The organism is Streptomyces sp. NPDC048507 (assembly GCF_043199995.1).
GTDB lineage: Bacteria > Actinomycetota > Actinomycetes > Streptomycetales > Streptomycetaceae > Streptomyces.
Genome location: NZ_JBICWZ010000006.1, coordinates 299413 through 314939, shown reverse-complemented (window position 1 = coordinate 314939; position 15527 = coordinate 299413). Strand labels below are relative to the sequence as shown.

The following is a 15527-nucleotide window of genomic DNA, read 5'->3' as shown; positions in this document are numbered from 1 at the left end:
GCCGGCGCAACGACCAGACGACACTGTGAAGGACATTCGCGTGATGAGACGTAACCAGTGGTTGGCGGCCCCGCTCGGCGCGGCCACCGCCGCCGCGCTGCTCAGCGGTTGCGGTTCGACCGATGGCGGCAATGCCGGCAGCGGCAAGGGCGTGGTCATGGGGATATCCGACAAGGTGAAGTCGACCGACCCGGCAGCCGGCTACGACCCGGGCTCCTGGCTCCTGTTCAACAACGTCTTCCAGTCGCTCCTCAGCTTCCCCAAGGGCGGCACCACCCCCGAGCCCGACGCCGCGCAGACCTGCGCCTTCGAAGGACCCGACAGCAAGCAGTACAAGTGCGTGCTGCGCTCCGGCCTCAAGTTCAGCAACGGCCACAGCCTCACCTCGAAGGACGTCAAGTTCTCCTTCGAGCGCACGCTGAAGATCAACGACGAGGCCGGCCCCGCCGTCATGCTCTCGTCGATCGCCGGCATCGACACCCCCGACGACAAGACCGTCGTCTTCCGCCTCAAGACCTCCGACGCGACCTTCCCGAGCAAGATCGCCTCGGGTGCGGGCTCCATCGTCGACCACGCCGAATACCCGGCCGACAAGCTCCGCACCGACGGCAAGGCCATCGGCTCCGGCGTCTACAAGCTCGACTCCATCAACGACAAGAGCGCCACCTTCTCGGTGAACGACTCCTACACCGGCAAGGCCAAGGCCAAGAACACCGGCGTCACCCTGAAGTTCTTCAACGGGGACCAGGCCGCCCTGAAGTCGGTCCTGGAGAAGGGCGACGTCGACTTCGCCTTCCGCGGCCTCGCCGCCAAGGACATCGCCGCCCTCGCCTCCAGCAAGACCGGCGACCAGAAGGTCGACGTCGTCCAGGGCACCGGCGCCGAAGTCGAGCACATGGTCTTCAACGTCAACGACCCCGTCGTCGGCAAGCTCCCCGTCCGCAAGGCCATCGCCTACCTCGTGGACCGCGAAGCGCTCGTCAAGGACGTGTACGCGGGCACCGCGTCCCCGCTCTACTCGATCGTCCCCGCGGGCATCGCCGGACACACCACCCCCTTCTTCGACCGCTACGGCGGCAGCCCCCAGCCCGAGAAGGCCAGGGCCGTCCTGAAGGCCGGCGGCATCAACGGCAAGGTCAAGCTGACCCTGTACTCCACCCCCTCCCGCTACGGCCCCTCCACCGACCAGCAGTTCCAGGTCATCGCCAAGCAGCTCAACGACAGCGGGCTGTTCGAGGCCGACGTGAAGTCCGTCGAGTACGAGCAGTACGAGAAGGACATCCAGGACGGCAAGTACGGCATCTACGTCAAGGGCTGGGTCCCCGACTACCCCGACGCCGACAACTTCACGCAGCCGTTCTTCGGACCGGACAACGTCCTCCACAACAACTACGACAACAAGGAGATCACCGGGACGATCATCCCGGCCACCTCCGCGAAGTCCGACCGCACCGCCGCGAACACCGACTACGTCCGCCTCCAGGACATCGTCGCCGACGAGGTACCCATCCTCCCGCTCTGGCAGGGCAAGCAGTACGCCGTCACCCGCCCGAACGTGACCGGCCTCCAGTGGTCCCTCGACGCCTCCACCGTCTTCCGCTTCTGGGAGATCAGCAAGGGCTGAGACCCCCCCGCACGAAGAAGGGCCGGCGCTCGCACCCGCGACCGCCGGCCCTTCGCCGTACCCGCCCCTACTGGGCGCCCGGCCGCACCAGACCGCTCTCGTACGCGTACACCGCCGCCTGCACCCGGTCCCGCAGACCCAGCTTCGTCAGCACGTGCCCCACGTGCGTCTTCACCGTCGTCTCGCTCACGAACAGATCCGCCGCGATCTCCGCGTTCGACAGCCCCCGGGCCACCAGCTTGAGCACCTCCACCTCGCGCTCCGTCAGCGTCCCCAGCGTGTCCGGCAGACTCTCCTCACCCGACGGCAGGTGCCCCGCGTACTTGTCCAGCAGCCGCCGCGTGATGCTCGGAGCCAGCAACGCCTCACCCGCCGCCACCACCCGGATCGCCGCCACCAGCTCGTTCGCCGGCGCGTCCTTCAGCAGGAACCCGCTCGCCCCCGCCCGCAACGCCTCCACCACGTACTCGTCCAGATCGAACGTCGTCAGCACCAGCACCTTCGCCGGCCCGTTCCGCTCCGGACCCGTGATCTGCCGCGTCGCCTCCACCCCGTCCATCCGCGGCATCCGGATGTCCATCAGCACCACGTCCGGCTGCAACGCCCGCACCTGGTCCAGCGCCTGCAGACCGTCCCCGGCCTCACCCACCACCACCAGGTCCTGCTCCGCCTCCAGGATCATCCGGAAGCCGGTGCGCAGCAGAGGCTGGTCGTCGACCAGCAGGACGCGGATCGCCACGGGGAGTACCTCGAATTCCATCGGACAGCATCGGCGGGACCCCGCCCATTGTGCCCTGACCCGAAGATCAGGACCGGTCAGGGCCGTCCGCGCCCGCACCCGGCCGCTCCACGATCACCAGCGGATAGACCGGGGGAGTACCCCCGAACTCCGGACACACCGACCGGTGATCACACCAGCCGCACAGCTTCGTCGGCCGCGGCCGCCACTCACCCGTCTCCGTCGCCTCCCGGATCGCCTCCCACAGCGCGTGCAGCTTGCGCTCCACCCGCTCCAGATCCGCCACCACCGGGTCGTACGTCAGCACGTCCCCGCTCCCCAGGTACACCAGCTGCAACCGCCGGGGCACCACGCCCTTCAGCCGCCACACCACCAGCGCGTAGAACTTCATCTGGAACAGCGCGTCCTGCGCGTACTCCGGCCGCGGCGCCTTCCCCGTCTTGTAGTCGACGATCCGCACCTCACCCGACGGCGCCACGTCCACCCGGTCGATGATCCCCCGCAGGCGCAGCCCCGACTCCAGCTCCGTCTCCACGAAGAACTCCCGCTCCACCGGCTCCAGCCGCGTCGGGTCCTCCAGCGTGAACCACCGCTCCACCAGCGCCTCGGCCTCCGTCAGCCACTGCGCCAGCCCCGCCCCGCCGTCCTGCGCCGGGAACAGCTCCGCCAGCTCCGGCTTCGCCTCCAGCAACCGCTCCCACTGCCCCGGCACCAACGACTTCGCCCGCGGCGCCGTCCGCTCCTCCGCCGGATGATCGAACAACCGCTCCAGCACCGCGTGCACCAGCGTCCCCCGCGTCGCCGCCGCACTCGGCTTCTCCGGCAGCCTGTCGATCACCCGGAACCGGTACAGCAGCGGGCACCGCATGAAATCGCCCGCCCGCGAAGGCGACAGGGAAGCGGGCCGGGCAGCACCCGAAGAAGCATCGGCACCAGCTGCGCCTGGCACAGCACCGGGGATCGTCGTCATGCCCGAAACCCTACGACCCGCCGCCGACAGCACGCGCATACCATCGACTCGGAGCCCCCTCGCACTGCATGATCGAGGGATCACACCGCGCTACCCACCGCGCCCGACCCACGACGTGGACCACACTGGAAACCCGGCACCGAACGAAGGACAACCGTGGCAGACACCGACGAAACCGGCGAGCGCACGGCCAAGCGCTCCGATCCGGGCGGCGGGATCCTCATGGGCCGCCCCTTCGGCGTCCCCGTCTACGTCTCGCCCAGCTGGTTCCTCGTCGCCGCCCTCATCACCTGGGTCTTCGGCGACCAGCTCGACCAGATCCTGCCCGACCTCGGCCCGGCCCGCTACCTCGTCTCCCTCTTCTTCGCCGTGGCCTTCTACGCCTCCGTACTCGTCCACGAACTCGCCCACACCCTCGCCGCGCTCCGCTTCAAACTCCCCGTGCGCCGCATCCAGCTCCAGTTCTTCGGCGGCGTCTCCGAAATCGAGAAGGAATCCGAGACCCCCGGCCGCGAATTCGTCCTCGCCTTCGTCGGCCCCCTCCTCTCCCTGGCCCTCGCCGGGATCTTCTACCTCGGCATGAACGCCGTCGACCCCGCCACCGTCCCCGGCGTCCTCCTCGGCGGCCTCATGATCTCCAACCTCCTCGTCGCCGCCTTCAACCTCCTTCCCGGCCTCCCCCTCGACGGCGGCCGCATGCTCCGCGCCGTCATCTGGGGCATCACCGGCAAACCCATGGCCGGCACCGTCGCCGCCGCCTGGGTCGGCCGCGGCCTCGCCGTCGCCGTCCTTCTCGGCCTCCCCCTGCTCACCCACACCGGACTCCTCGGCAACCGCAGCCAGGAGATCGGCGGCATGAACACCGTCATGGACGCCCTGCTCGCCGCGATCCTCGCCGCCATCATCTGGACCGGCGCCGGCAACAGCCTCCGCCTCGCCCGGCTGCGCGAACACCTTCCCGAACTCCGCGCCCGCGCCCTCACCCGCCGCGCCATCCCCGTCGAGAACGCCACCCCCCTCTCCGAAGCCCTGCGCCGCGCCAACGAAGCCGGCGCCCGCGCCCTCGTCGTCGTCGACGGACTCGGAGACCCCACCGCCATCGTCCGCGAAACCGCCATCGCCTCCGTCCCCGAACACCGCAGGCCCTGGGTCGCCGTCAGCACCCTCGCCCAGGACCTCAACGACGGCATGAAGGTTTCCGCGGAACTCACCGGCGAAGAACTCCTCGAACACCTGCGCACCCACCCCGCCAGCGAATACCTCGTCCTCGAAGGCACCGGCGCGATCTACGGCGTCCTGTCCACCCTCGACGTCGAAAAGGCCTTCGTGAAGGCCATGGCGCGGCCCCAGTCCTGAAGCCAATACACTGGTCACATGTCCGAACCGACCGGTGCCGCCCGCCGACGCGGGCCCTTCGAGGTCGGGGACCAGGTTCAGCTCACCGACCCCAAGGGCCGCCACTACACGTTCACGCTCGAAGCCGGGAAGAATTTCCACACCCACAAGGGTTCCTTCCCGCACGACGAGCTGATCGGTGCTCCCGAGGGCAGTGTTGTCCGCACCACGGGCAACGTCGCGTACCTCGCGCTGCGCCCCCTGCTCCCCGACTATGTCCTGTCCATGCCCCGCGGCGCCGCCGTGGTCTACCCCAAGGACGCGGGCCAGATCCTGGCCTTCGCCGACATCTTCCCCGGCGCCCGCGTCGTGGAAGCAGGTGTGGGCTCCGGCTCCCTGAGCAGCTTCCTGCTGCGCGCCATCGGCGACCAGGGCATGCTCCACAGCTACGAACGCCGCGCGGACTTCGCCGAGATCGCCACGGCCAACGTCGAGCGCTACTTCGGCGGCCCCCACCCCGCGTGGCAGCTGACCGTGGGCGACCTCCAGGACAACCTGTCCGACACCGACGTCGACCGCGTCATCCTCGACATGCTCGCCCCCTGGGAATGCCTGGAGGCCGTCTCCAAGGCCCTCGTCCCCGGCGGCATCCTGTGCTGCTACGTGGCCACCACCACCCAGCTCTCGCGCACCGTCGAGTCCATCCGTGAGTTCGGCTGCTACGCCGAGCCGCAGCCCTGGGAATCGATGATCCGCAACTGGCACGTCGAGGGTCTGGCCGTCCGCCCCGACCACCGCATGATCGGCCACACCGGCTTCCTCGTCACCGCCCGCCGCCTCGCGGACGGCGTCGAGCCCCCCATGCGCCGCCGCCGCCCCTCCAAGGGCGCCTACGGCGAGGACTACGACGGCCCCGGCAGCGACCGCTCCGCGTAGCCCGCTCCCGGCCACCCGGCCCCCAACGCGAAAGCGCTGCGGCGCAGTTCCCCGGCCCCGCCGGGAACTGCGCCGCAGCGCCTTTTCGTTGTACGGGAGGACCGGCGCGGACCCGGCCGTTCCTCCCCGGTGTGAGGTGTGGCACGATGCTGGCTCCCCGTCACCCTTCGCACAGGAGACACCCCGCGTGCTGCACAGCCCCACGGAGCCGGACCCGGCACCGGAACACCTGGCTCACCGACGCGCCAGGCCCCTCCACTGGGTCGCCACGGCCTCCGCCGTGGCCGCCGTGATCGCCGGCGCGGGCCTGCTCCAGCCGGACCGGGCCACCGGGGCCACCGGCACCACCGCGGCGACCGGCGTCACCTCCGGGCCCGCGGCCGCGAGCGGCCCGCCGGCCACCGCCCCCGACGCCCGCGCGGCCACCTACCCCCTGGACTGCAAGGGGACCCCCCAGACCGTCACGGACACCGCCGAGGGCGACCTCGACGGCGACGGCCGCCCCGAAACCGTGGCGGCCGTGCGCTGCGACGCCGGCTCGGGCACCCCGCCCCACGCGATCTACGTACTGACCCGCGGCGAGGGCCCCGGCGCCGCCCCCCGGGTCGTCGCCACCCTGCTCGACGCCGCCCGACGGCAGACCGCCACCGACCTCACGGTGAGCGACGGGACGGTCACCGCGCGCCTCCTCGGCTACTCCTCGCCCTCGGTCCCGCGCTACAGCCCCGACGTCAAGCAGCTCGCCAAGTGGCGCTGGACCGGCGGGAAATTCCGCCAGGAGCTGACGGACTCGACCGCCGCACGTGTTTGAAACGTCACTCCGCGTCGGGGCCGTACACCTCGACGCTGTCCGAAACGCGCCTTACGTGGATGCAGTCACCCGGACATTCCTTCGCCGAATCGACCACGTCCTGGAGCAGCGTCAGCGGAACCGGAGTGGTCGCCCCCGCGTCCTGGAGCAGCTCGTCCTCCGGGCTCTTCACGTACGCCAGACCGTCGATGTCCAGCTCGAACACCTCCGGGGCGTACTGCACGCAGATGCCGTCGCCGGTGCAGAGGTCCTGGTCGATCCAGACCTCGAGCGGCTCTCCGGCCCCACCGGCGCCCCCCGTCGGGGCCTCCTGCTGCACGGTCATATCTCCTGCCGTTTCCTGCGCTGAGTGATCCGTCCCGGACACAACTCGCGGCAAGTCGCGCGAGCTCTGACGGGTGTTGAACACTTCGACCTTACAACCGGCTGCTTTCCGATGTTGAAGGGTGGGTATTTCCTTGGCGTGAGGGAGTACGCAAGGGTGAAGATCGGACACACCTCTACCGTCTTTGTGATCTAGGGGTTTCAATCACCACCAGCCCAGGTAGGGTCAGGAAGCGTCCAGCTCCCCTTGGAGGAGGTGAGGACCGTGGCAGCCCACGACGACGACATCAACCGCGGCATCCGGCCCGGGCGAGGGTCTGAAGACCCCGCTGGCCAGGTTGCCTATCTCGAGCAGGAAATCGCCGTCCTGCGCCGCAAGCTCGCCGACTCTCCGCGTCACACGAGGATTCTCGAAGAGCGGATCGTCGAGCTCCAGACGAATCTGGCAGGCGTCTCCGCGCAGAACGAACGACTGGCGAACACCCTCCGTGAGGCCCGCGACCAGATCGTGGCCCTCAAGGAGGAGGTCGACCGGCTCGCACAGCCGCCGGCCGGCTTCGGTGTCTTCCTTCAGGCGAACGAGGACGGCACCGTCGACATCTTCACCGGCGGCCGCAAGCTCCGCGTGAACGTGAGCCCCAGCGTCGACCCGGAAGACCTCCGGCGCGGCCAGGAGGTCATGCTCAACGAAGCGCTCAACGTGGTCGAGGCCATGGAGTACGAGCGGGCCGGGGACATCGTCACCCTCAAGGAGATCCTCGAGGACGGCGAGCGCGCCCTGGTGGTCGGGCACACCGACGAGGAAAGGGTGGTGAGGCTCGCCGAGCCGCTCCTGGACATCACCATCCGCCCCGGCGACGCCCTGCTGCTCGAACCCCGCTCCGGCTACGTCTACGAGGTGGTCCCCAAGAGCGAGGTCGAGGAACTCGTCCTCGAAGAGGTCCCCGACATCGACTACGACAAGATCGGCGGCCTGGGCGACCAGATCGAGCTGATCCGCGACGCGGTCGAGCTCCCGTACCTCTACCCCGACCTCTTCAAGGAACACGAACTGCGGCCCCCGAAGGGCATCCTGCTGTACGGCCCCCCCGGCTGCGGCAAGACGCTCATCGCCAAGGCCGTGGCCAACTCCCTTGCCAAGAAGGTCGCCGAGGTGACCGGCCAGCCCGCAGGAAAGTCCTACTTCCTGAACATCAAGGGCCCCGAGCTCCTCAACAAGTACGTCGGCGAGACCGAGCGGCACATCCGCCTCGTCTTCCAGCGTGCCCGGGAGAAGGCGAGCGAGGGCACCCCCGTCATCGTCTTCTTCGACGAGATGGAATCCCTCTTCCGCACCCGCGGATCCGGCGTCAGCTCGGACGTGGAGAACACCATCGTCCCCCAGCTCCTCGCCGAGATCGACGGCGTGGAAGGCCTGGAGAACGTCATCGTCATCGGCGCCTCCAACCGCGAGGACATGATCGACCCGGCCATCCTGCGCCCCGGCCGGCTCGACGTGAAGATCAAGATCGAGCGCCCCGGCGCCGAGGCGGCGAGGGACATCTTCGCCAAGTACCTCAAGGCCTCCCTGCCCCTGCACACGGACGACCTGTCCGAACACCAGGGCTCGACGGCCGAAACCGTCCACAGCATGATCCAGACCGTCGTCGAGCAGATGTACGCCGAAACCGAGGAGAACCGCTTCCTCGAGGTCACGTACGCCAACGGCGACAAGGAAGTCCTCTACTTCAAGGACTTCAACTCGGGCGCGATGATCCAGAACATCGTGGACCGTGCGAAGAAGATGGCGATCAAGGCCTTCCTCGAGCACAACCAGAAGGGTCTGCGGGTCTCCCACCTCCTCCAGGCGTGCGTGGACGAGTTCAAGGAGAACGAGGACCTCCCGAACACCACCAACCCGGACGACTGGGCCCGGATCTCCGGAAAGAAGGGCGAGCGGATCGTATTCATCCGCACGCTCGTCACCGGAAAGCAGGGAGCGGACACCGGTCGGTCCATCGACACGGTGGCGAATACCGGTCAGTACCTCTGACGAAGCGGGGCGGCTGCGGGTGCCCTCACCGGGCACCCGCAGCCGACTGCTTTACCGCCCGCCCTTTTCAGCCGGTGACGGGCAAAGCCAATGACTGAAATGATCTCCCCACCAGCGCGGAGTGGTTCTAGGCTCTTCCGTACCGCCTCCTCCGCAGTGCGGGGACGGACACCGCACATGACCCAACGGAGAACAAGCGGTACTTGAGCGCCGCTCCCGAACGGGAGCGCCGCCGGGCAAGGAGGGCCGCATGACCGTACGGCGAGTAATGGGGATCGAAACGGAGTACGGGATCTCCGTTCCGGGGCACCCGAACGCCAATGCCATGCTCACCTCGTCCCAGATCGTCAACGCCTACGCGGCGGCGATGCACCGGGCGCGACGCGCCCGCTGGGACTTCGAGGAGGAGAATCCGCTGCGGGACGCCCGCGGCTTCGACCTCGCCCGCGAGGCCGCCGACAACAGCCAGCTCACCGACGAGGACATCGGCCTCGCCAACGTCATCCTCACCAACGGCGCACGGCTCTACGTGGACCACGCCCACCCCGAGTACAGCTCGCCGGAGATCACCAACCCGCTCGACGCCGTCCTCTGGGACAAGGCCGGCGAACGGATCATGGCCGAGGCCGCCGAACGGGCGGCCCAGCTGCCCGGCGCCCAGCCGATCCACCTCTACAAGAACAACACCGACAACAAGGGCGCCTCCTACGGCACGCACGAGAACTACCTGATGAAGCGGGAAACCCCCTTCTCGGAGATCGTGCGCCACCTGACCCCCTTCTTCGTCTCCCGCCAGGTCGTCACCGGCGCCGGCCGCGTCGGCATCGGCCAGGACGGGCGCGAACACGGCTTCCAGATCAGTCAGCGCGCGGACTACTTCGAGGTCGAGGTGGGACTGGAGACCACCCTCAAGCGGCCCATCATCAACACCCGGGACGAGCCGCACTCCGACGCCGAGAAGTACCGCCGGCTGCACGTGATCATCGGCGACGCCAACCTCTCCGAGATCTCCACGTACCTCAAGCTCGGCACCACCGCGCTGGTCCTGTCCATGATCGAGGACGGGTTCATCAACGTGGACCTGGCCGTGGACCAGCCCGTGCGCGCCCTGCACCAGGTCTCCCACGACCCGGACCTCCAGCACCTGATCACGCTGCGCAGCGGGCGCACCCTGACCGCCGTGCAGCTCCAGATGGAGTACTTCGAGCTGGCCAGGAAGTACGTGGAGGAGCGTTTCGGGTCGGACGCGGACGAGCAGACCAAGGATGTCCTCACTCGGTGGGAGGACGTGCTGGGGCGGCTGGAGACCGACCCGATGAGCCTGTCGGGGGAGCTCGACTGGATCGCCAAGCGGGAGATCCTGGAGGGCTACCGCAGGCGCGACGGACTGGGCTGGGACGCGGCGCGGCTGCACCTGGTGGACCTCCAGTACGCGGACGTGCGGCCCGAGAAGGGGCTGTACAACCGGCTGGTCGCCCGCGGGAAGATCAAGCGGCTCCTGGAGGAGCCGGCGGTCGAGCGGGCCGAGAGCAAGCCCCCGGAGGACACTCGTGCGTACTTCCGCGGGCGCTGCCTGGAGCAGTACGCGGACGACGTGGCGGCGGCCTCCTGGGACTCGGTGATCTTCGACCTCCCGGGCCGGGACTCCCTCCAGCGGGTCCCGACCCTCGAACCCCTCCGGGGGACCCGCAACCACGTCAAGGAGCTCCTGGACCGCTGTCGTACGGCCGAGGACCTGGTGCGGGTGCTTTCGGGACAGTGAGGGGCGCCGTGGGGGCCTGAAAGGGCCCCGGTCCGGGAATCATGAGATCAGCCGGACGTTATGAAAGTGCGGGGACGAATACCGGGCCCTCCTTGTAGGGTCCGACGTAGGGTCTGATCTTGAGAGGTCCCGAAATCCCGGGGTCTCTCCGTGTGAGCGTGCGAACCGAGCGGGGTGAGGTAGACATGGCGACCAAGGACACCGGCGGCGGACAGCAGAAGGCGACGCGCTCGACCGAGGAGGTCGAGGAGGCGGCGGTCGAGGAATCGACGGACCTCAAGGAGCGGCAGGAGAAGCTCTCCGACGACGTCGACTCCGTGCTCGACGAAATCGATGATGTGCTCGAAGAGAACGCCGAGGATTTCGTTCGGAGTTTCGTACAAAAGGGCGGCGAATAGCCTTCGAATCCAAGGCGAGACCGCCAACATTGGGCCATGCCCAAGGAGCGAAGCGATGTCGCGGCCGTTGCCGGGATGCGCCGCCGAGCGGATTCGCCTTGGACCGGAAGCGTGGTGACGGTCTGCGACCGAGGTGCCGGGAGTGCGTGGCGCGGTACGGCGCCCTGCACTGTCGGCGCCGACGGGAGGCGAGGGGTAGGGCCGTCACGGGGAGGCCGGCGTTCCACCCGAAGCGTTCGTACGGCACCGCCGAGGCCGGGCGGGACGTGATGATCGGGGCTCGGGGCGGGGTCCGCGCGATCTGCCGGACTGGTCCGGCCGAGCACGTTGATCACGATCATCAGACGGGTAAGGTCCGAGGCGTACTGTGCTTCAGCTGTAACGCAGCCTTGGGGCAGTTCAAGGATCGGCCGGACGTCATACGGCGTGCAGCCGCTTACGTGGAAGGAAACCTGTGGAACCCAACACTCGTAGCACAGGGCGTCTACCGGCAGCCTTCCTGACGCCGGGGTCGTCGTCCTTCATGGACTTCCTGGGCGCACACTCGCCCGAGATGCTCCCCGGCAACCGCAGGCTGCCGGAGGGTGTCGTCGAGGCGCCGCACGGGACGACCATCGTGGCCGCCACCTTCCCCGGCGGGGTCGTGCTCGCCGGTGACCGGCGGGCGACCATGGGGAACATGATCGCGCAGCGGGACATCGAGAAGGTGTTCCCGGCCGACGAGTACTCCGCGGTGGGCATCGCCGGCACGGCCGGTCTGGCCGTGGAGATGGTCAAGCTGTTCCAGCTGGAGCTGGAGCACTTCGAGAAGGTCGAGGGCACCACCCTCTCCCTGGAGGGCAAGGCCAACCGGCTGTCGACCATGATCCGGAGCAATCTGGGCATGGCGATGCAGGGGCTCGCCGTGGTCCCGCTGTTCGCGGGGTACGACGAGGCCAAGGAGAAGGGCCGGATCTTCTCCTACGACGTCACCGGCGGCCGCTCGGAGGAGCACGGCTACGCCGCCACCGGTTCCGGTTCGATCTTCGCCCGGGGCTCGATGAAGAAGCTGTTCCGTCCCGATCTGACGGAGGAGCAGGCCACCACCCTGGTCGTGCAGGCGCTGTACGACGCGGCCGACGACGACTCGGCGACCGGTGGGCCGGACCTGTACCGGCACATCTATCCGATCGTCACCGTCATCACGGACGAGGGCTTCCGCAGGCTGACCGACGAGGAGTCGCAGGAACTCGCCCGTACGGTCACCAACCGTCGTCTCGAGCAGCCCGACGGCCCGCGCGCCGCCCTGCTCTGACCATCCGCCGCCCCGTAGGAGCCCAGAAGAAAGGGACGGACAGCCGGTGTCGACTCCGTTCTATGTGTCACCCCAGCAGGCCATGGCCGACCGGGCGGAATACGCCCGGAAGGGCATCGCCCGCGGTCGCAGCCTTGTCGTGCTGCAGTACGCCGACGGCATCGTGTTCGTCGGGGAGAACCCCTCCCGCGCGCTGCACAAGTTCAGCGAGATCTACGACCGGATCGGCTTCGCGGCCGCCGGCAAGTACAACGAGTACGAGAACCTGCGGATCGGCGGTGTGCGCTACGCCGATCTGCGCGGATACACCTACGACCGGGACGACGTGACGGCCCGTGGGCTGGCGAACGTGTACGCGCAGACGCTCGGCACGATCTTCTCGTCGGCCGGTGAGAAGCCGTACGAGGTGGAGCTGGTCGTCGCGGAGGTCGGGACGACGGCCGCCGGGGACCAGATCTACCGGCTGCCGCACGACGGGTCGATCGTGGACGAGCACGGTTCGGTCGCGGTCGGTGGCAACGCCGAGCAGATCAGTACGTTCCTGGACCAGCGGCACCAGGACGGGATGACCCTGTCCGAGGCGCTGAAGCTGGCGGTGCAGGCGCTGTCCAGCCAGGCGAACGGTGCCGACAAGGCGATTCCGGCGGAGCGGCTGGAGGTGGCGGTGCTGGACCGGACGCGGGCGCAGCAGCGCAAGTTCAAGCGGATCCGTGGGCGTCAGTTGGCGCGGCTGCTGGAGGCGGACGTTCCGGCGGCGGCCCAGGCGGACGCGGTGTCGAACGACGAGGCGCCGGAGGACGACGCCGAGTAGACGCCGAGTAGGCGTGTGAGGTGTGGGGCCCCGGTCTGCCGTGCGCGGTGGGCCGGGGTTTCCGTGCGTTCGGGGCCAGGGGTCAGGGGGCGGGGGCGGGGCCGGTGGAGTCGCGGACGACGAGTTCGACGGGGATGTCGTCGGCGGTGTAGGGGGTGCCGTCGAGGACGGAGAGGAGGGCGGTCATGCCCTGTTCGCCGACGCGTTCGGCGGGGAGCCGGACGGTGGTGAGTTCGGGTTCGACGGCGGTGGCGAGGGCGAGGTCGTCGAAGCCGGTGACGGAGAGGTCCTCGGGGACGCGCAGGCCGAGGCGGCGGGCGGCTTTGCAGGCGCCGGCGGCGAGGATGTCGTCGTCGCAGACGATGGCGGTGGGCCGGTCGTGGGGGGCGGCGAGGGCGGTGGCCATGGCGGTGCGGGCGGCGTCGACGCTGAGGGCGGCGCGGACGGTGCGCAGTGCGGTGTGGGGGCCGAGGCGGGCGCGGAGGGCGTGGGCGCGGACGGTGAAGGTCCAGGAGTCGACGTCGGAGGCGAGGTGGAGGAAGCGGCGGTGGCCGAGGCCGAGGAGGTGGGTGCAGAGCTGGTGGACGCCGTCGGTCATGGCGAGGTTGACGTGGGCGGCGGCGTTGCCGGTGGTGGGGTCGCTGTCGAGCATGACGAGGGGGAGGCCGTCGCCGCCGATGGCGTCGAGGGCGTCGGCGGCCATGGAGGAGGCGATGACGCCGTCGAGGGCGGCGCGGGCGGAGGCGAAGGGGTCGCGGGCGGGGCCGGTGCCGTCGGGGGAGGGGTAGAGGACGACGCCGAAGCCGTGTGCGGAGGCGATGCGGGCGGCGCCGGTGTAGACGCGGGCGAAGAATTCGTTGGTGAGGGCGGGGACGACGAGGAGGGCGGTGCGGGTGCTGCCGAGGCGGAGGTTGCGGGCGGCGAGGTTGGGGCGGTAGCCGAGGTCGGTGGCGGCCTGGCGGACGAGGTGGGCGGTGCGTTCGGAGACGCGGCCGCGCCATTTGTCGCCGAGGACGAGGGAGACGGTGGCCTGGGAGACTCCGGCCGCGGTGGCGACGTCACGGCTGGTGGGTCTCGTCACAGGGGGCTCCTGAAGTGCCTGGTGGGGTGGGGTGCGGGGGGTGTGCGGGGTGGACCCGGGGTCTGCGGACATGGTACGTATGACCGGTCTAGTTATACGTATTACTTGGTGACTCCCGGCTGGATTCCGGGCAGAAGGGGGCGGACATGGCCGCGGGATACGCGGAGCTGCTCAGGACCCGGCATGCCGCGAGGCTGTTGGCGGGCACGCTCGTGGGGCGGCTCCCGAACGGGGTCGCGTCGATCGCGATCGTGATGTTCGTCCGGGGCGAGGGTGGCAGTTACAGCCTGGCGGGTGCGCTGGCGGCCGCGTACGGGGTGGCCAACGCGGTGGGCCAGCCGCTGCTGGGCCGGGCGGTGGACCTGTTCGGGCAGCCGCGGGTGCAGTTGCCGGCGGCGGTGGTGTCGGCACTGGGGATGGTCTGGCTGGCCTTCGCGGGGATCGGGTCGGCCGCGGCCGCCTACGGGGCGGTGGTGGTGGCGGGGCTGTTCACGCCGCCGCTGGAGGGTGGTCTGCGGGCGCTGTGGCCGAGCGTGCTCGGTGGCAGGGAGGAGCGGGTGCACGCCGCGTACGCCATGGACGCGGTGGCGCAGGAGGTCATGTTCACGGTCGGGCCGCTGCTGGTGACGCTGTTCGTGTCGCTGTGGTCGCCGGCGGCGGCGCTGGTGGCGCTGAACGCGATCGGCGTGCTGGGGGCGCTGTCGGTGGTCGTTTCGGAGCCCTCGCGCAGGTGGCGTTCCGAGCCGCGGGAGGCGCACTGGCTGGGGGCGCTGCGGTCGCGCGGGCTGCTGGCGCTGCTGGGGGCGTTCTTCTTCGTGGGGATGGCGCTGGGGTCCATCACGGTGGCGGCGATCGCGTACTCGGACGTCCACGGCGGTGCGGCGGTGTACGGCTGGATGATGGCGGCGCTGGGTCTGGGCGCGCTGGTCGGCGGTGTGACGTACGGGGCGCGGCAGTGGCCGGGTGCGCCGGAGCGGCGGCTGCGGCTGCTGGTGGCGCTGTTGGCGGTGGGGTATCTGCCGCTGATGCTGTCGGTGGGTCCGGTGGGGATGTCGGCGCTGTCGGCGCTGGCGGGGGTGTTCCTGGCGCCGAGCCTGGCCTGTGCGTTCATCGTGGTGGACCGGCACGCTCCGGCGGGGACGGTGACGGAGGCCTTCTCGTGGCTGGTGACCTTCTTCGGGGTGGGTGCCGCCATCGGTACGGCGGCGGCGGGTCCGGCGGTGGAGGCGGGCGCCTCCAGGGCGGGTTTCGCGGTGGCCGCGGGCGCGGGTGTGGCGGCGCTGCTGGTGCTGACGGCCACTCAGCGGGCGCTGGCCGGTGCGGGTCGCAGCCGGTCCGTGGCGGGCCCGTCGGGGGCCGTGGCGGAGCCGTTCGTCAAAAACTGATCGGAACGCCGCTCTCGAACCCGGT

The 15527-nt window shown here is 69.7% G+C and carries 15 protein-coding genes; 11 read left to right on the top strand and 4 right to left on the bottom strand.

What is annotated here, in order from left to right:
• The first annotated feature begins 43 nt into the window (after positions 1 to 43).
• Entirely contained in the window at positions 44 to 1624 is a 1581-nt protein-coding gene (locus ACGFXC_RS19445) for an ABC transporter substrate-binding protein (RefSeq protein WP_393714311.1), read from the top strand.
• 67 nt (positions 1625 to 1691) lie between these two features.
• On the opposite strand, the gene ACGFXC_RS19440 is transcribed toward ACGFXC_RS19445, so the two are convergent.
• Positions 1692 to 2363 carry a response regulator gene (locus ACGFXC_RS19440; protein ID WP_393714592.1) on the bottom strand — a complete coding sequence of 224 codons (672 nt, stop codon included), beginning with the start codon at positions 2361 to 2363 and terminating at the stop codon, positions 1692 to 1694.
• Positions 2364 to 2430: 67 nt separating this feature from the next.
• The gene (locus ACGFXC_RS19435) at positions 2431 to 3333 is read right to left on the bottom strand and encodes a RecB family exonuclease (RefSeq protein ID WP_393714309.1); all 903 of its coding nucleotides are present in this window, start codon (positions 3331 to 3333) and stop codon (positions 2431 to 2433) included.
• Between the two features lie 156 nt (positions 3334 to 3489).
• Between ACGFXC_RS19435 and ACGFXC_RS19430 the strand changes: the two genes are divergently transcribed.
• The 3 genes from ACGFXC_RS19430 (at position 3490) to ACGFXC_RS19420 (ending at position 6415) form a co-directional block, all read left to right on the top strand.
• Positions 3490 to 4689, top strand: a complete 1200-nt coding sequence (locus tag ACGFXC_RS19430; protein WP_393714307.1) for a site-2 protease family protein — start codon at positions 3490 to 3492, stop codon at positions 4687 to 4689.
• 18 nt (positions 4690 to 4707) lie between these two features.
• Positions 4708 to 5604: a tRNA (adenine-N1)-methyltransferase gene (locus tag ACGFXC_RS19425; RefSeq protein WP_030233594.1), complete on the top strand. Its 897-nt coding sequence runs from the start codon at positions 4708 to 4710 to the stop codon at positions 5602 to 5604.
• Positions 5605 to 5794: 190 nt separating this feature from the next.
• The gene (locus ACGFXC_RS19420) at positions 5795 to 6415 is read left to right on the top strand and encodes a hypothetical protein (RefSeq protein ID WP_393714590.1); all 621 of its coding nucleotides are present in this window, start codon (positions 5795 to 5797) and stop codon (positions 6413 to 6415) included.
• Between the two features lie 4 nt (positions 6416 to 6419).
• Here the strand turns inward: ACGFXC_RS19420 and ACGFXC_RS19415 are convergent, their stop codons facing one another.
• Positions 6420 to 6740 (bottom strand): ferredoxin, encoded by a 321-nt coding sequence (locus ACGFXC_RS19415; protein ID WP_393714304.1) that lies wholly within the window; start codon positions 6738 to 6740, stop codon positions 6420 to 6422.
• Positions 6741 to 7004: 264 nt separating this feature from the next.
• Between ACGFXC_RS19415 and arc the strand changes: the two genes are divergently transcribed.
• From arc to prcA, 6 genes are all read left to right on the top strand, one after another.
• A complete protein-coding gene (arc, locus tag ACGFXC_RS19410) occupies positions 7005 to 8771 on the top strand; it encodes a proteasome ATPase (protein WP_351825407.1) in 1767 nt (588 codons plus the stop codon).
• Positions 8772 to 9021: 250 nt separating this feature from the next.
• The gene (dop, locus tag ACGFXC_RS19405) at positions 9022 to 10533 is read left to right on the top strand and encodes a depupylase/deamidase Dop (RefSeq protein ID WP_393714302.1); all 1512 of its coding nucleotides are present in this window, start codon (positions 9022 to 9024) and stop codon (positions 10531 to 10533) included.
• 185 nt (positions 10534 to 10718) lie between these two features.
• The gene (locus ACGFXC_RS19400; protein ID WP_030233608.1) at positions 10719 to 10931 is read left to right on the top strand and encodes a ubiquitin-like protein Pup; all 213 of its coding nucleotides are present in this window, start codon (positions 10719 to 10721) and stop codon (positions 10929 to 10931) included.
• Between the two features lie 146 nt (positions 10932 to 11077).
• On the top strand, positions 11078 to 11434 hold the full coding sequence (locus ACGFXC_RS19395; RefSeq protein ID WP_393714300.1) for an endonuclease VII domain-containing protein: 357 nt from the start codon (positions 11078 to 11080) through the stop codon (positions 11432 to 11434).
• The gene (gene prcB / locus ACGFXC_RS19390; protein WP_393714298.1) at positions 11386 to 12225 is read left to right on the top strand and encodes a proteasome subunit beta; all 840 of its coding nucleotides are present in this window, start codon (positions 11386 to 11388) and stop codon (positions 12223 to 12225) included. The genes ACGFXC_RS19395 and prcB overlap by 49 nt, the downstream gene beginning before the upstream one ends.
• Positions 12226 to 12271: 46 nt before the next feature.
• Positions 12272 to 13036, top strand: coding sequence for a proteasome subunit alpha (prcA, locus tag ACGFXC_RS19385; protein WP_393714296.1), 765 nt, complete (start codon positions 12272 to 12274; stop codon positions 13034 to 13036).
• A gap of 82 nt (positions 13037 to 13118) precedes the next feature.
• Here the strand turns inward: prcA and ACGFXC_RS19380 are convergent, their stop codons facing one another.
• Positions 13119 to 14117, bottom strand: a complete 999-nt coding sequence (locus tag ACGFXC_RS19380; protein WP_393714293.1) for a LacI family DNA-binding transcriptional regulator — start codon at positions 14115 to 14117, stop codon at positions 13119 to 13121.
• A gap of 146 nt (positions 14118 to 14263) precedes the next feature.
• Here ACGFXC_RS19380 and ACGFXC_RS19375 point away from each other — a divergent pair, with 146 nt between their 5' ends.
• Positions 14264 to 15502, top strand: a complete 1239-nt coding sequence (locus ACGFXC_RS19375; protein ID WP_393714291.1) for an MFS transporter — start codon at positions 14264 to 14266, stop codon at positions 15500 to 15502.
• Positions 15503 to 15527: the final 25 nt, after the last annotated feature.

Excerpts from the sequence above, each read along its gene's own strand:
- ACGFXC_RS19415 (WP_393714304.1), bottom strand. The coding sequence starts at position 6,740 with ATGACCGTGCAGCAGGAGGCCCCGACGGGGGGCGCCGGTGGGGCCGGA.
- ACGFXC_RS19445 (WP_393714311.1), top strand. The coding sequence starts at position 44 with ATGAGACGTAACCAGTGGTTGGCGGCCCCGCTCGGCGCGGCCACCGCC.
- dop (WP_393714302.1), top strand. The coding sequence starts at position 9,022 with ATGACCGTACGGCGAGTAATGGGGATCGAAACGGAGTACGGGATCTCC.
- ACGFXC_RS19425 (WP_030233594.1), top strand. The coding sequence starts at position 4,708 with ATGTCCGAACCGACCGGTGCCGCCCGCCGACGCGGGCCCTTCGAGGTC.
- ACGFXC_RS19435 (WP_393714309.1), bottom strand. The coding sequence starts at position 3,333 with ATGACGACGATCCCCGGTGCTGTGCCAGGCGCAGCTGGTGCCGATGCT.
- ACGFXC_RS19400 (WP_030233608.1), top strand. The coding sequence starts at position 10,719 with ATGGCGACCAAGGACACCGGCGGCGGACAGCAGAAGGCGACGCGCTCG.
- ACGFXC_RS19375 (WP_393714291.1), top strand. The coding sequence starts at position 14,264 with ATGGCCGCGGGATACGCGGAGCTGCTCAGGACCCGGCATGCCGCGAGG.